The sequence below is a fragment of the Bradyrhizobium sp. BR2003 genome (assembly GCF_009720285.1).
Taxonomy (GTDB): Bacteria; Pseudomonadota; Alphaproteobacteria; order Rhizobiales; family Xanthobacteraceae; genus Bradyrhizobium; species Bradyrhizobium elkanii.
Map to the genome: position 1 here is coordinate 70,028 of NZ_SMYJ01000012.1, position 13,924 is coordinate 83,951.

13 protein-coding genes are annotated in these 13,924 nt (G+C 65.7%); 5 read left to right on the top strand and 8 right to left on the bottom strand.

The annotated features are described in order from the left end of the window. The first annotated feature begins 139 nt into the window (after positions 1-139). Positions 140-910 (top strand): glucose 1-dehydrogenase, encoded by a 771-nt coding sequence (locus tag E2I15_RS08015; protein WP_137483673.1) that lies wholly within the window; start codon positions 140-142, stop codon positions 908-910. Positions 911-941: 31 nt separating this feature from the next. On the opposite strand, the gene E2I15_RS08020 is transcribed toward E2I15_RS08015, so the two are convergent. After that, positions 942-2,186 (bottom strand): FAD-dependent oxidoreductase, encoded by a 1,245-nt coding sequence (locus tag E2I15_RS08020; protein WP_155262269.1) that lies wholly within the window; start codon positions 2,184-2,186, stop codon positions 942-944. A gap of 79 nt (positions 2,187-2,265) precedes the next feature. Next, positions 2,266-3,753: a caspase family protein gene (locus E2I15_RS08025; RefSeq protein WP_137483674.1), complete on the bottom strand. Its 1,488-nt coding sequence runs from the start codon at positions 3,751-3,753 to the stop codon at positions 2,266-2,268. Positions 3,754-3,983: 230 nt separating this feature from the next. Here E2I15_RS08025 and E2I15_RS08030 point away from each other — a divergent pair, with 230 nt between their 5' ends. The 4 genes from E2I15_RS08030 (at position 3,984) to E2I15_RS08045 (ending at position 8,986) form a co-directional block, all read left to right on the top strand. After that, positions 3,984-4,985, top strand: a complete 1,002-nt coding sequence (locus E2I15_RS08030) for a helix-turn-helix transcriptional regulator (RefSeq protein ID WP_137483675.1) — start codon at positions 3,984-3,986, stop codon at positions 4,983-4,985. Positions 4,986-5,190: 205 nt separating this feature from the next. Continuing rightward, positions 5,191-5,883, top strand: a complete 693-nt coding sequence (locus E2I15_RS08035) for a helix-turn-helix transcriptional regulator (RefSeq protein WP_246668446.1) — start codon at positions 5,191-5,193, stop codon at positions 5,881-5,883. A gap of 252 nt (positions 5,884-6,135) precedes the next feature. After that, entirely contained in the window at positions 6,136-7,605 is a 1,470-nt protein-coding gene (locus E2I15_RS08040) for a DEAD/DEAH box helicase (protein ID WP_137483677.1), read from the top strand. 313 nt (positions 7,606-7,918) lie between these two features. Then, positions 7,919-8,986 carry a GGDEF domain-containing protein gene (locus tag E2I15_RS08045; RefSeq protein ID WP_028342140.1) on the top strand — a complete coding sequence of 356 codons (1,068 nt, stop codon included), beginning with the start codon at positions 7,919-7,921 and terminating at the stop codon, positions 8,984-8,986. Positions 8,987-9,085: 99 nt separating this feature from the next. Here the strand turns inward: E2I15_RS08045 and E2I15_RS08050 are convergent, their stop codons facing one another. From E2I15_RS08050 to sufC, 6 genes are all read right to left on the bottom strand, one after another. Next, a complete protein-coding gene (locus tag E2I15_RS08050) occupies positions 9,086-9,550 on the bottom strand; it encodes a TfoX/Sxy family protein (protein WP_137483678.1) in 465 nt (154 codons plus the stop codon). A gap of 147 nt (positions 9,551-9,697) precedes the next feature. Then, entirely contained in the window at positions 9,698-10,087 is a 390-nt protein-coding gene (locus E2I15_RS08055) for a HesB/IscA family protein (protein ID WP_137483683.1), read from the bottom strand. Positions 10,088-10,166: 79 nt separating this feature from the next. After that, positions 10,167-10,538 (bottom strand): SUF system Fe-S cluster assembly protein, encoded by a 372-nt coding sequence (locus E2I15_RS08060; RefSeq protein WP_016845787.1) that lies wholly within the window; start codon positions 10,536-10,538, stop codon positions 10,167-10,169. After that, positions 10,535-11,782: a cysteine desulfurase gene (locus tag E2I15_RS08065; protein ID WP_137483679.1), complete on the bottom strand. Its 1,248-nt coding sequence runs from the start codon at positions 11,780-11,782 to the stop codon at positions 10,535-10,537. Before E2I15_RS08065 ends, E2I15_RS08060 begins: the two co-directional genes overlap by 4 nt. Next, complete coding sequence (gene sufD, locus E2I15_RS08070; RefSeq protein ID WP_137483680.1) at positions 11,779-13,101, bottom strand: Fe-S cluster assembly protein SufD; 1,323 nt, start codon at positions 13,099-13,101, stop codon at positions 11,779-11,781. Before sufD ends, E2I15_RS08065 begins: the two co-directional genes overlap by 4 nt. Before the next feature lie 17 nt (positions 13,102-13,118). Then, on the bottom strand, positions 13,119-13,871 hold the full coding sequence (gene sufC / locus E2I15_RS08075; protein ID WP_028342146.1) for a Fe-S cluster assembly ATPase SufC: 753 nt from the start codon (positions 13,869-13,871) through the stop codon (positions 13,119-13,121). Positions 13,872-13,924: the final 53 nt, after the last annotated feature.

Consider the following 13,924-nt stretch of genomic DNA (forward strand, 5'->3'; position numbering starts at 1 on the left):
TTTTTTGTTGCCCGAACGTCCCGGGAATCGCCCACGCACAGGCCCGCCGGTGCAGGGCGGACCGGCTGTGGCCGATCTGGTCAGCGCCGTGACGATCGGGCACTCTCGCGCCCGGTTCAAACCTCAGCGGACAACAACAATGAAAAACGGACAGTTTGATCTCTCGGGCCGGGTCGCCATCGTCACCGGCGGCAATGGCGGCATCGGGCTTGGCATGGCGCGCGGTCTGGCGGACGCCGGCGCGGCGGTTGCCGTGGTCGGCCGCAACGAGGCGAAGTCGAAGGCCGCCATCGAGGATCTCGGCAAGCGCGGCGCCAAGGCGATCGCGGTGGCAACCGACGTGACCGACAAGGCCGCCGTCGCGGCCATGGTCGAACGGGTGGTTCGCGAGCTCGGCCGGATCGACATTCTCGTCAACAATGCCGGCATGAGCATCCGCAAGCCTCCGCACGAGCTCGAGCTGGAGGAATGGAGCAAGGTGATCGACACCAACCTCACCAGCGCGTTCATGTGCTCGAAGGCGGCCTATCCGGCGCTCAAGGCGTCGGGCCACGGCAAGATCATCAATATCGGTTCGATGATGTCGATCTTCGGCGCGAGCTTCGCCGCGGCCTATGCCGCGAGCAAGGGCGGCATCGTGCAGTACACCCGCGCCTGCGCCAACGCCTGGGCTGCCGACAACATCCAGGTCAACGCCATCCTGCCCGGCTGGATCGATACCGACCTGACCAAGGGCGCGCGCCAGCAGGTGGCCGGGCTGCACGAGCGTGTGCTTGCGCGCACGCCAGCGGCCCGCTGGGGGGCGATCGACGACTTCGCCGGCATCGCCGTGTTCCTGGCGTCGCCGGCGTCGGACTTCGTCACCGGCACCGCGATCCCCGTCGACGGCGGCTATTCGGTGATGGCCTGAAAGCACGAGCTCTCTTCCGGTCGCGCGGCGTTCAGCCCGCAGCCGGCGAATGCACGTGCTCCGGCCGCACCCCGATGGCCACCAGACGTGCGGTGAGACCCTGCAGCCAGGGCATTGCCGTGATCAACCGCAGCGCCAGCGGCACCGGCTGATCGCCGGCCTTCAGCGCCGCGCTGATGATGTTGTTCTGCGCGATCACCTGCATCCGCTGCGTCACGCGCACCGGGAATTCGCGGCGACGCCGCACCGCATCGAGCTCGTCTTCCGACGGCACGCCGTGAACGAGCTTCGCCGCCAGGATGTTGGCGGTCGCGACCGCATCCTGCACCGCGAGGTTGACGCCGACGCCGCCGATCGGCGACATCGCATGCGCGGCGTCGCCGATGCAGAGCAGGCCGGGACGGGTCCAGCGCGTCAGGCGATTGATCGCGACCGTGAGCAGCTTGACGTCGTCAAAGCTCTTCACGTCGGCAATGCCGGCCTTGAGGATCGGCGCCAGGTGCAGCACGTCGTCGAGCAGCGCCGGCAATCCCCTCGCCTTCACGGTCTCGTATTGGCCCTTGGCGATCACATAAGCGCATTGCCAGTAGTCGCCGCGATCGAACGTCACCATCATCTTGCCGTGCTCGACGCGGGCGAACAAATTCTCGGTCTCATCCGGACGCCGCCCGACGCGAAACCACAACACGTCCATCGGCGCGCCGATCTCCTCGACGTCGAGGCCGGCGCGCTCGCGCACGATCGAATGACGTCCGTCGCAACCGATGGTGAGATCCGCCTCGATTTCGACTGGGCCGTCGGGGGTGTTCGCGCGCACGCCCGCGACAGCATCGCCGCGCCGGATCAGATCCGTCGCCTCGGCCTTCATCAGCACCTTCAGCGACGGGAAGCGCCTGCCGCTCTCGCGCAGGAAATTGAGGAAGTCCCACTGCGGCATCATCGCGATGAAGGGATATTTGACGCTGAGGCGGCGGAGGTTGGCGATCCGCACCGAGGTGCCGCCGAACATGCCGTCGAGCGTCTGGATGTCCTGATGCGGCAGCTTCAGGAAGCCGTCGATCAGGCCGAGTTCGTCCATCACCTGCAGGGTCGACGGATGCACGGTGTCGCCGCGGAAGTCGCGGAAGAAGTCGGCGTGCTTCTCCAGCACCACAACATCGACCCCGGCGCGTCCCAGCAGATAGCCGAGCATCATGCCGGCCGGCCCGCCGCCGACCACGCAGCAGCGGACCCTGATCTGGCGCGTGTTCGGCCCTGCCGGATTGCCTGCATCCATGATGCCGTCCTCACCGCTGCCTCGCCCTACAGGACCCAGGACCCGATTGTAACGCGGATCCGGCGGCAAGGATGCAAGGCTATCGCCTGAAGGTCTTGATTTCCGACACGCTGCCGTCGCGATAGGTCAGCTCGACCGAGACCGCCTTGGTCTGCGGCGCAAGCTTCAGATAGGGCTGCGCGTCGGACGGGATCGCGCTGGGATCGCGCGAATTGCAGGCTGGCATCTTCAGGACCTTGTCCGGCATCGCGGTGTCGATGCCGATGCGCACCTCGCGGATCGCGCAACGATACGACATCAGGTGCGTATAGTAGACCAGCAGCCCGTTGAACTCGCGGAACGACAGCCAGCTGGTCGCGGTCATGTCGAGGATCTTGCGCTGGTCGCGGATCAGCGCGGCGTCGGGATCGAACTTGATCGGGAACGGCCCCTGCATCGTGCCTTGCGTATCGACATAGCGAATCTCGATCGTGGCGGCCGGCGCATCGGCGGGCAGCTCGACCGACGGATTGGGCTTCCGCTTGCGCGTGCGCGGATCGAGCGTGTCGATGAAGCCGGTTTCGCGGAAATCGCCGCTGTCGCCGATCCGCCAGGAAATCCCGAGCGTCGGATCGGCGATCGAGAACACCACGGTCCAGCCGCCATTGTGCCGCGAGAAGCTCGCGATCGGCGCGTTGATCGAATCCAGCTTCGGCACCGCGACCGGCGGCAGCGCGGCCACCTGCTGCGGCGGCGCGGACGGCTTGGCCGCCTCGGCCTGCCCCTTGGCGATCCCGTTCAGGAAGACGTCGTCGACCATCTGGTCGAAATAGACCGGGATCTGCTTGTGCTTCACGGTCTCGGCCATCTCGCTGACCAGGCGCCGCGTGCGCTGCGCGACCTGCACGAGATTCTCGCCGGGCTGCAGCAGCTCCCTGGCGAAGGTCCGCGTGAACACCGAATTGGGATTGGCATCATCGTTCGAAAGACGGTCGAGCGCGGTCTGGCGCGGCCCCGCCGAGAACACCGAGAACACGCCCTCCGGCAGCTGCGTCATTGGCGCAAGGCCACCGCCGCCGGCGACCGCGCGTGTGCCGGCGCGCTCGAACGGATTGTTGCGGCAGGCGTCGAACACCAGGATCGAGGTCCGCGCCTTCTTGTTCTGCAAGCGCTCGACGATGCGGTCGGCAAGAACAGAGGCGTCGCGCACCAATTCCTCCTGCCCTTCAGTGGCGGCCGGGACGTCGGTCGGCAGCAGGAAATTCTGGCCGGCGATCTCGAAGCCGTGGCCGGCATAGAAGAAGAACGCGGTATCGCCGGGTTCCACGGCACGGTCGAACGCGAGCAGCGTTTCGGAGAACGCCTGCCGGTTGAGGTTCTCGGCCGCCATGACGCTGAAGCCGAGCTGCTTCAGCGTGTCGCCCATGGTGCGGGCGTCGTTGACCGCCTTCTGCAGCCTGGGCACGTTCCTGTAGTCATTGTTGCCGATCACCAGCGCGACGCGCTTTTCGGCCTGGGCAGGCGCGGCCGATGCGACAAATGCAACTGCCCAAAGGATCGCCGAAAGTCTCGAAAGCCAGCTCTTCATCCCGTTTTCCCGCCTGCACGACCAATGCGCCGCCCGTACGACCGCCGCCTGATAGTCGGACCAGCCGCTTGGCCGGTTCAAGGCCGACCGCGGACGGCCGTTGCGGCCGGCCACGCCAGCCCGAAATGAGGGGTCCGATCCGTCTTAGGTCAAGTTTCTTTTTACGGCCCGCGTGATAGATTCGTGGCTCCATCCGGCTCGAGCACTCCGCACGTCGCAACGGCTTTTCCGTGCACACATGGTCTACTGATCAGGTCGATCCCAAGGATCGCTTCGACTATTGGCGCGAGGTCCGCGCCAAGGGGCTGTTCGGCGTCACCGCCGAGCTGGAAGCCGACCGGCGCCGCGACTTCTTCGGCGAGTTCTCGCTGCGCAAGCTCGGCGATGCCGGGCTGGTCGAGCTGCGCGCCTCGCCGTACCGCGTCGAGCGGCGCACGGGCGACATCGCCGACGCGGCCAGCGACAGCCTGTGCATCTACCAGCAGCTTGGCGGCGGCGGCTGGTTCGGCGGCGCTCGGCTCGATGAATTCGCGGTCCGCGACGGCATGTTCGCGACCAGCTATTCGGACCTGCCCTATCGCACTGTCCCCCTGCACGACGACGGCTTCCACCTGCGCATCATCAAGGTCCCGGTGGCCAACATCGTCCCGCCGGGCGCCGAGCTCGGCGAACTCGTCCCCAGGCCCGTGCAGGATGAGACCGCGCTGCGGACCCTGCTGGAATCATGCTTCCGCGACCTCATCGAAAGTAACGATGCCATCGCTGCGGCGGGCACGGCTCCGATGGTGCAGGCGCTGGCCCATATCGCGCTGATCGAGCGCGGCATCATGCGGCCGAAGAGCCGGCTCGCGCAGCAGGCCTTGCGAACCGCCCATTTGTCGCTGGCCCGCCGCCTGATCCGGCGCCATCTGGCGCGTGCGGCGCTGTCGCCAACCCTGATTGCCGGCCTGCTCGGCATCTCGGTCCGTCACCTGCACATCCTGTTCGAGGGGACCGAGATGAGCTTCTCGGAGACCGTCACCGCGCTCCGGCTCGAGCAAAGCCGCCGCCTGCTCCGCGAGCAGCCGAGGCAAACGATCGCCGAGGTCGCCTTTGCCTGCGGCTTCGAGAGCCTTGCGACGTTCTACCGCCTCTTCAATGCATCCGAGTCCATGACGCCGGGCGACTACCGCGCGCAAACGGCCTGCGCCCGTCCGGACTGGCCGGGACACCGCACTCGCAATTTGCCGTAGCTCGGCCGCGCCCCCTTCACCTCCTTGAATTTCACACCGCCGCGCGATCCCACCTTCGCTGAACCGAAGTGATCAGCCTGCGCGCATTGAGAAGATATTTTCCGGCCATTTCGTCAGAACCACTGCGGCGCTTCGTCCGGGTTCCGCACAGCAAATTTCCTGACCGGCAACGCGCGCTCTCATGCAGAGCGAGGGGTCAGTCACGATGCGCGGTAAGCACGAGGATCACAGCCCGGAAACGCCAGCCACAGGCGCGACGCGCATTCCTCTCGATGCCGCGGAACTGCGCACGGATCAAATCCCGGCATCTGAGCCTGCCCGTCAGGGCTCACCGGCGACCGGCGATCGCGGCTGGGCGCCGCTGCTCGAAGCCTGTCTCGCCGACTTCAAGGAGGCCACCGAGGCCGGTGATACCGCGAGCATTCCTGCGCTGGTCAAGATCGTGGCGGAGCTTGCGCTGATCGAGCGCGGCGCGATCAGGCCGGGCAGCCGCCGCGCGCAGCAGGCGCTGCGCGTCGGCCGGCTCAGCCTCGCGCGCCGCCTGATCACGCGGCACTTGGCAAAGCCGGCGCTGTCGCCGGGGATGGTCGCCGAGATCCTCGGCGTCTCAGTGCGCTACCTGCACGTCCTGTTCGAAGCGACCGGAGCGAGCTTTTCGCAGACTGTCACCGCCCAGCGCCTCAACGAGAGCCGACGGCTGCTTTGCGAGAAGCCGCCGCGGCCGATCGCTGATATCGCACTCACTTGCGGGTTCGGCAGCCTTGCCACCTTCTACCGGATCTTCAACGCATCCGAAGGCCTGACGCCCAGCGGATTCAGGATGAAAAACAGCGCGGAAGCCCCCGCGGCGGCCTCGCCGTCCGGGGCGCGGGTCGTGATTCATTTGACCGCCAAATGACGAAAAGACGCATATTTCAGCCAAAACGTTAAGCTTTTTGGGCTATCCGGCCGGTTCCAAGATTGACTTTACCGGTTTCGCCCCTATGTTGCGAGGCAACGCGGCCCTCGGATCGAAGCGCGATTCGTCAGGTTTGCCGTCCGTCAGCGTTAGTCAGAGCCCCCGAGCTTTATAGAAAAGCGAGCCGTTTCGGGGCCGAACGCGACAGCCTTTTACCTTCGATTCCGAACGGCGGTTTCGACCAGAGGCTCAATGTCTTTTTCCAATCTAGGCCTGTCCGATAAGGTCCTCGCCGCTGTTGCGGCTACCGGTTACACCAACCCCACTCCCATCCAGGAACAGGCAATCCCGCACGTTCTCGCCCGGCGCGACGTCCTCGGCATTGCCCAGACCGGCACCGGCAAGACCGCTGCCTTCGTTCTCCCGATGCTCACGATCCTCGAGAAGGGCCGCGCCCGGGCACGGATGCCGCGCACCCTGATCCTCGAGCCGACCCGCGAGCTCGCCGCGCAGGTGAAGGAGAACTTCGACAAATACGGCGCCGGCCAGAAGCTCAACGTCGCCCTGTTGATCGGCGGCGTCTCGTTCGGCGACCAGGACTCCAAGCTGATGCGTGGCGTCGACGTCCTGATCGCAACACCCGGCCGCCTGCTCGACCACACCGAACGCGGCGGACTGCTGCTCACCGGCGTCGAGCTGCTGGTGATCGACGAAGCCGACCGCATGCTCGACATGGGCTTCATCCCCGACATCGAGCGCATCTGCAAGCTCGTCCCGTTCACGCGGCAGACCCTGTTCTTCACCGCGACGATGCCGCCGGAGATCAGCCGCATCACCGAGACCTTCCTGCACAACCCGGCCCGGATCGAGGTCTCCAAGCCCGCGACGACCGCGGTGACCGTGACCCAATCCCAGGTGCCCGCGGGCCGCGAGCCGCACGAGAAGCGCGAGATCCTCCGCCGCCTGCTGCGCGATGCCAAGGACCTCAACAACGCGATTATCTTCTGCAATCGCAAGCGCGAAGTCGCCGTCCTTCACAAGTCACTGCAGAAGCACGGCTTCAGCGTCGGCGCCCTGCATGGCGACATGGACCAGAGCGCCCGCATGGCCGCGCTTGATCAATTCCGCAAGGGCGAGCTGCCCCTCTTGGTGGCCTCCGACGTCGCCGCCCGCGGCCTCGATATTCCCGCCGTCAGCCACGTCTTCAACTTCGATGTGCCGCATCACCCCGACGACTACGTCCATCGCATCGGCCGCACCGGCCGCGCCGGTCGTACCGGTACCGCGATCTCCATCGTCACGCCGCTCGACAGCAAGTCGATAGCCGCGATCGAGAAGCTGATCGGCCAGCAGATTCCGCGCACCGAGGGCGACTACACCGTTCACAGCGAAGCCTCGGACGAGGATGCGGCGCCGCGCCGCTCGCGTGGCCGCGAAGGTTCGCGCGATGGTGCCCGCGGCGGCCGCAAGCCGCGCCGCGAGCCGCGCCACGGTGAGCGCGGCGAGGCGCGTCACGAGCGGGAGCCCCGCGAGGAGCGCGCAGCGAAGCCGGAGCGTGAACCGCGCCACGGCCGCAATTCGGCTCCGCAGGCCGCTCCGTCGCACGTGCCGTCGATCGGGCGTGCCGAGCCACGGCGGCCGCAGCGCGAGGTCGACCCCGAGCCCGCCGATCATTCGCACCTGCCCGCCTTCCTGCTGCGACCTGTGCGCGCACGCGCATAAGGCCTGCTCCGATGCCGCCGCGCCAGCGGCGGTAGTCCAGCCAATCTCTGTTGCCGCCCGGGACCGGCGCACGCGCTGATTCCCAGCGTTTGAAGCAAATGCGTGCAGTTTGCGCATCGCAAACGCGAGCAAGCGAAACGCGTCCGAAAGTGGCCAAGGCGGACAAGCATCGGGCGCGCCGCATGCTCATCGCAGCCGGCTTCCCCGTAGTTCCACTGTTTACCTTGCCTTCACTCTCGTCCCGTACCCTCGCCCCAATAGTTTAGTCATTGCTGCCGGCTTAATCGGCATTGCGTGCATTGAGGACGTAACAGTGGTCAAGCTGCTGGACGAGCACGAACGTACGTTGGCCTTTGCCGAAGTCGCACTTGGCCAGATCCGCTCGCTTCGCCAGACCGCCGTCCCTCGCAACTACGAAATCTGGTACGTCTACGCGACCGGATACAACGCGCCGCTCAACAAGGTCATCAACGAGACGCTGGCGCGCAGCGGCAAGCTCTCTGAATCCGATCTCGAGCAGATCTACGAAACCTATCTTTCGCACATCAAGACCTCGGACCGCATCGACAAGGTCGGCGCGCGCGTCATCGGCGAGATCGACGCCGTCATGAAGCTGATCACCGACGCGCTCGGCGTGTCCGCGACCTATGACGCCAGCCTCGTCGGCGCCAGCGACAAGCTTGCGAGCGCGACCACCCGCGATCACATCAAGGCAATCGTCGATAGCCTGGCAAAATCGACGCGCGAGATGCGCGAGACCAATCAGGCATTGGAGAACCGGCTCGCGCTGTCGAAGTCGGAGATCAGCGACCTGCAGCACAGCCTCGAGGCGATCCGCGCCGAGAGCCTGACCGATCCGCTCACCGGCCTCGGCAACCGGAAATATTTCGACCGCTCGATCGACATGGCGGTGCAGGCCGCGCTCGCCAGCGGCGAGCCGCTGTCGCTCCTGATGTTCGACATCGACCACTTCAAATCGTTCAACGACTCCTACGGCCATCTCACCGGCGACCAGGTGCTGCGGCTGGTGGCGCAGTCGCTGAAGCAGAACATCAAGGGCCAGGACATCACCGCCCGCTATGGCGGCGAGGAATTCGCCGTGGTGCTGCCCAACACGGCGCTGCGGCAGGCGCTGACGGTCGCCGACCACATCCGCCGCGCCGTGATGGCCAAGGAGCTCAAGAAGAAGTCGACCGGCGAGATCCTCGGCCGTGTCACGATCTCGGTCGGCGTCTCCATGCTGAAGCCGTCCGACGACACCGACTCGCTGATCGAGCGCGCCGACGCCTGCCTCTATGCCGCCAAGCGCGCCGGACGCAACCGTGTGATCTGCGAGGCCGATCCGGAATACAGCACCGAGATCCAGACCCGCGTGGCTTAGTCTTCCCTCATGGTGAGGAGGCGCAACGCGCCGTCTCGAACCATGATGCCCGTACAGCGCCCGCGGCCATCCTTCGAGACGCGCGCGGTGCGCGCTCCTTCAGGATGAGGACCTTTTCCTTTTTTGCGTGCGCTTCTTTGAAGGTTGGTTCGCGCCCGCCTTCTTCGCAACCTTCTTCTTGCCCGCAGCCTTCTTCGCCGGCGCCTTCGCCTTTCGCGCGGCCGGCGGCTTCCTCGGCCGCTTGCGCAGCGCGGCACGTTGGGCAGCGCCGAGCGCCAAGCGCGCCCAGACCGCAAGCTCCTCGGCATCGTCGAACAGCCGCGCCGGCAGCTGCCAGTAGGAGTTCACCGTGACGGTCTTCGACCGCGTCTGATACTGGAACGGCTTGGAGCCTTCCGCCTCGAATTGCGGGACGGTCGCCTCGTCGGCGCGGAAGTAGAGCCCGGCCCGCAAGGCGAGCGCGAAGTTGATGCCGTCAGCGGAAATGCCGTAGCCGGAGAACATCCGGCGCAGCGTGACCGGGCCGAAATCGACGAACAGGTCGGTCAGGAATTCGCGGTCCATGGGCGCACCATTGATCTGGCGCGGCCGAATTCGTGTGCCGCAGCCTGTTGGCGGCGCAGTATGATCGACGACCGCGTCGACATGCAACGATGGTGGGTATCGAAACCAAGGCGCGAGCGCGTTGCGCGCTCGCCGGCGCGGCAGCGATCAGACCGTGGCCGGCTTGAGCTGAACCGATTCGCCGCAACCGCAGGCGGAGACCTGGTTCGGGTTGTTGAACACGAACTGGGCCTGCATCTTGTCGGCCACATAGTCCATCTCGGTGCCGAGCAGGAACAGCACGGCCTTCGGATCGACCAGGATCTTCACGCCCTTGTCCTCGACCACTTCGTCGGTCGGGCGGATCTCATGGGCATATTCGACGGTATAGGACTGTCCGGCGCAGCCGCCGTTCTTGATGCCGACGCGCAACCCGACGATCTCGGAATCCGCGCGCTTGGTCAGCTCGGTGATCCGCTCCGCCGCGGCATCGGTCAGTCGCATGACCTGCGGGCGCGGCCGCTTCGGCTTGGCTGGGGTTGTTGAAGCTTGCGTCATGTCACTCATGTGGTCAGTCCCAGCGGCAAATCAATTGCCGATCTTGTCGAGCCTAAGCCTGATCTAATCCCCTAACGCATCACCACATATTGAGGACGAGGCGGGCCTCGTCCGACATCCGGTCCGGCGTCCAGGCCGGATCCCAGACCAGATTGACGTTGACGACGCCGACGCCCGGAACGCTGGCAACCGCGTTCTCCACCATCTGCGGCAACTCGCCCGCGGCCGGGCAGTTCGGCGTGGTCAACGTCATCATGATGTCGACCGAGCGATCATCCTTGAGATCGACCTTGTAGATCAGGCCGAGTTCGTAGATGTCGGCCGGGATCTCCGGGTCGAACACCGTCTTCAACGCCGCGACGATCTCGCCGCTCATGCGCTCGGTCTCCTCCGCCGGCAGCGCCGAGGTGGTTTCCATGGTGGCCGTCTTGACTTCGGCTGTATCGGTCATGCGAACAATTCCCGCGCCTTGATCAGCGCCTGCGCCAGATGGTCGACTTCTTCCCTAGTATTATACATCCCGAAGGATGCGCGGCAGGTGGCCGTGACGTTGAACCGCTCTAAAAGCGGCATCACGCAATGCGTGCCGGCGCGCACCGCAATGCCCTGACGATCGATCACGGTCGCGACATCGTGGGGATGCGCGCCCTTCATCTCGAACGAGATCACCGGTCCCTTGCTGCGGGCGGTTCCGATCACGCGCAGCGAGTTGATCTCGCGCAGGCGCTCCTGCGCATAGGTCAGCAGCTCGTGCTCATGCGCGGCGATGCGCTCCTTGCCGATCGAATTGACGTAGTCGATCGCAGCCCCCAGCCCGATCGCCTCGACGATCGGCGGCGTCCCGGCCTCGAACTTGTGCGGCGGATCGCCATAGGTGACCCAGTCCTTGGCCACCTCACGGATCATCTCGCCGCCGCCGTTGAACGGCCGCATCGCCACCAGATGTTCGTGCTTGGCGTAGAGCGCGCCGATGCCGGTCGGCCCGTACACCTTGTGGCCGGTGAAGGCGTAGAAATCGCAATCGAGGTCCTGGACGTCGATCGGCAGGTGCACCGCGCCCTGCGCGCCGTCGACCAGCACCGGGATGCCGCGGGCGTGCGCCAGCCGGATCACGTCCTTGACCGGAACCAGCGTGCCGAGCGCGTTCGACATCTGGGTGATCGCGACGATCTTAGTGCGCGGCGTCAGGAGCTTCTCGAACTCCTCGATCAGGAAATTGCCCTCGTCGTCGACCGGCGCCCACTTGATCACGGCACCCTGGCGCTCCCTGAGAAAGTGCCACGGCACGATGTTGGAGTGGTGCTCCATGATCGAGAGGACGATCTCGTCGCCCTCTCTGATGTTCTCTCCGCCCCAGGACGACGCCACCAGATTGATCGCCTCGGTGACGTTGCGGGTGAAGACGATCTCTTCACTGCGGCGGGCGTTGATGAACTTCGCGACCTTGCCGCGGGCGCCTTCATAGGCCTCCGTCGCTGTATTGGCGAGGTAATGCAGGCCGCGATGCACGTTGGCGTATTCGCTCTTGTAGGCCTCGGTCATGCGGTCAAGCACCGCATTCGGCTTCTGCGCCGAGGCCGCGTTGTCGAGATAGACCAGCGGCTTGCCGTAGACCTGCATGGCGAGCGCCGGGAAATCCTGCCGCACCAAAGCGACGTCGTAACTGCCGTTGGCGACCGCCTTGTGCATGCTCACGCCCTCGCCTGAAGCCAGCGCTGCGCGGTGGCAATTGCGACCTCGCGCAACGTGTCGCTGGCGATGGACTCGATCGCCTCGCCGACGAAGGCCTGGATCAGCAGCGCCTGCGCTTCCTTCTCGGGCAGTCCGCGGGCGCGCATGTAGAACAGCAGGCTCTCGTCGAGCGCGCCGGTGGTCGCACCGTGACCGCAGGTGACGTCGTCGGCGAAGATCTCGAGCTCGGGCTTGTTGTCGGCCTCCGCGTCGTCGGACAGCAGCAGCGCGCGGGTCATCATCTTGGCGTCGGTCTTCTGCGCGTCGGGGCGGACGACGATGCGGCCCTGGAACACGGAATGGGCACGGTCGTCGACCACGGCACGGAAGATCTCGCGGCTCGCGCAGTGCGGCACCGCGTGATCCATGAACAGCGTGGTGTCGGCGTGCTGCTTGCCGTTGATCAGATTGACACCGTTGGTCTCGACCTTGGAGCCTTCGCCGCTGCAGGTCACCGTCAGCTGGTAACGGCTGACGTGCCCGCCCGACGTCAAACCGAAGGTGTTGAAATGGGCATGCGCGCCGAGCGACACCGTCGCCGAGGAAATGTTGAAGGCTTCGATGCTGTCTTCGACCAGGCGCACGTGATCGAGCCGTGCATTGTCGCCGATCGCAACGACCAGTCCGTCATGGGTCTGGTAGGTCTTGGCGCCGTCGGCGGCGAGATAGCTCTCCACCAGCGTTACGCCGGCATCGCGGCCGAGCCGGAGCAGCGACCGCGTGAACGTCGAGGCCGGCGCAGTGCCGGATGCGACATGCACGATGTGCAGTGGCTGGGTCAGCACCGTGCCGTCGGCGACGTCGATAATGACCCCGTCGGTCGCCATCGCGCCATTCAGCGCGACCATGGGGTTGGCGATATCGGACGCGAGAGCCTGCGTCGCGATGATCTCGTCGCCGCCTTCCAGCGCGAGGCGCAGCGGATTGATCGAGAGCCCTTTCTCCAGATCCTGCCAATCGGAGAGATCAGGCGCGAACGCGCCGTCGACCAGCACCAGGCGCCGGACGCCTTCGATCGCGTGGGCCTCTACGACCGCCTTGGCGCGATCCAGCGCGGCGGCATCCGGCGCCGGCGCGAGCGGCAGCACCTCGCGCATCAGCGCGCGCAGGTCAGTGTATTTCCAGTCCTCGATCCGGCGATGCGGCAGGCCTGATCGTTCATAAGCCTCGAAGGCCTGGCGCCGCTGATCGGCGATCTTGCCCTTGCCGGGCAGACGATCGCGCACCACGGCGAATGCATCGCCCAGCGCACGCCCGGTCTCGGTCTTTGCAACCACGTTCATCACAAAATCCGTGTTTGTCAGGCAGCGTCTTCGAACTGCGTGTAACCGGACTCTTCCAGCTCCAGCGCCAGCTCCTTGCCGCCGCTCTTCACCACCCGGCCCTTCGACATCACGTGCACGAAGTCGGGCACGATGTAGTTGAGCAGCCGTTGATAGTGGGTGATCACGACCATCGCGCGCTCCGGCGAGCGCAGCGCGTTGACGCCGTCGGCGGCGATCCGCAGCGCGTCGATGTCGAGGCCGGAATCCATTTCGTCGAGGATGCAGACGGCCGGCTCGAACAGCGCCATCTGCAGAATCTCGTTGCGCTTCTTCTCACCACCGGAGAAGCCGACATTGACGCCGCGCTTCAGCATGTCCTGCGGGATGTTCAGCGACTTGGCGACTTCGCGGACCTTCTTCAGGAACGCCGGCGACGAGATCTCGTCCTCGCCGCGCGCCTTGCGCTGGGCGTTGAGCGCCGCATGCAGGAAATTCCAGGTGGTGACGCCGGGAATCTCGACCGGATACTGGAACGCCAGGAACACGCCCTTGGCGGCGCGCTCGTTGGGCTCCATCTCCAGGAGGTCCTCGCCACGGAACAGGATCTGGCCGCCGGTCACTTCATAGCCCGGCTTGCCGGCGATGACGTGGGACAGCGTCGACTTGCCGGAGCCGTTCGGCCCCATGATCGCGTGCACCTCTCCCGGGTTCACCGTGAGCGACAGCCCGTGGAGGATCTCACGCTCCTCGACACGAACCTGCAGATCTTTCACTTCAAGCAGAGACATCTGATTTTTCCTGAGCATCACCCGAAAGGCGCGTCGGCCGCGCCGTCGGCGGG

Bases quoted from the DNA above. Each gene is read 5' to 3' on its own strand.
- E2I15_RS08015 (WP_137483673.1), top strand. From the start codon at position 140: ATGAAAAACGGACAGTTTGATCTCTCGGGCCGGGTCGCCATCGTCACC.
- E2I15_RS08020 (WP_155262269.1), bottom strand. From the start codon at position 2,186: ATGGATGCAGGCAATCCGGCAGGGCCGAACACGCGCCAGATCAGGGTC.
- E2I15_RS08025 (WP_137483674.1), bottom strand. From the start codon at position 3,753: ATGAAGAGCTGGCTTTCGAGACTTTCGGCGATCCTTTGGGCAGTTGCA.
- E2I15_RS08035 (WP_246668446.1), top strand. From the start codon at position 5,191: ATGCGCGGTAAGCACGAGGATCACAGCCCGGAAACGCCAGCCACAGGC.
- E2I15_RS08040 (WP_137483677.1), top strand. From the start codon at position 6,136: ATGTCTTTTTCCAATCTAGGCCTGTCCGATAAGGTCCTCGCCGCTGTT.
- E2I15_RS08050 (WP_137483678.1), bottom strand. From the start codon at position 9,550: ATGGACCGCGAATTCCTGACCGACCTGTTCGTCGATTTCGGCCCGGTC.
- E2I15_RS08055 (WP_137483683.1), bottom strand. From the start codon at position 10,087: ATGACGCAAGCTTCAACAACCCCAGCCAAGCCGAAGCGGCCGCGCCCG.
- E2I15_RS08060 (WP_016845787.1), bottom strand. From the start codon at position 10,538: ATGACCGATACAGCCGAAGTCAAGACGGCCACCATGGAAACCACCTCG.
- sufD (WP_137483680.1), bottom strand. From the start codon at position 13,101: ATGAACGTGGTTGCAAAGACCGAGACCGGGCGTGCGCTGGGCGATGCA.
- sufC (WP_028342146.1), bottom strand. From the start codon at position 13,871: ATGTCTCTGCTTGAAGTGAAAGATCTGCAGGTTCGTGTCGAGGAGCGT.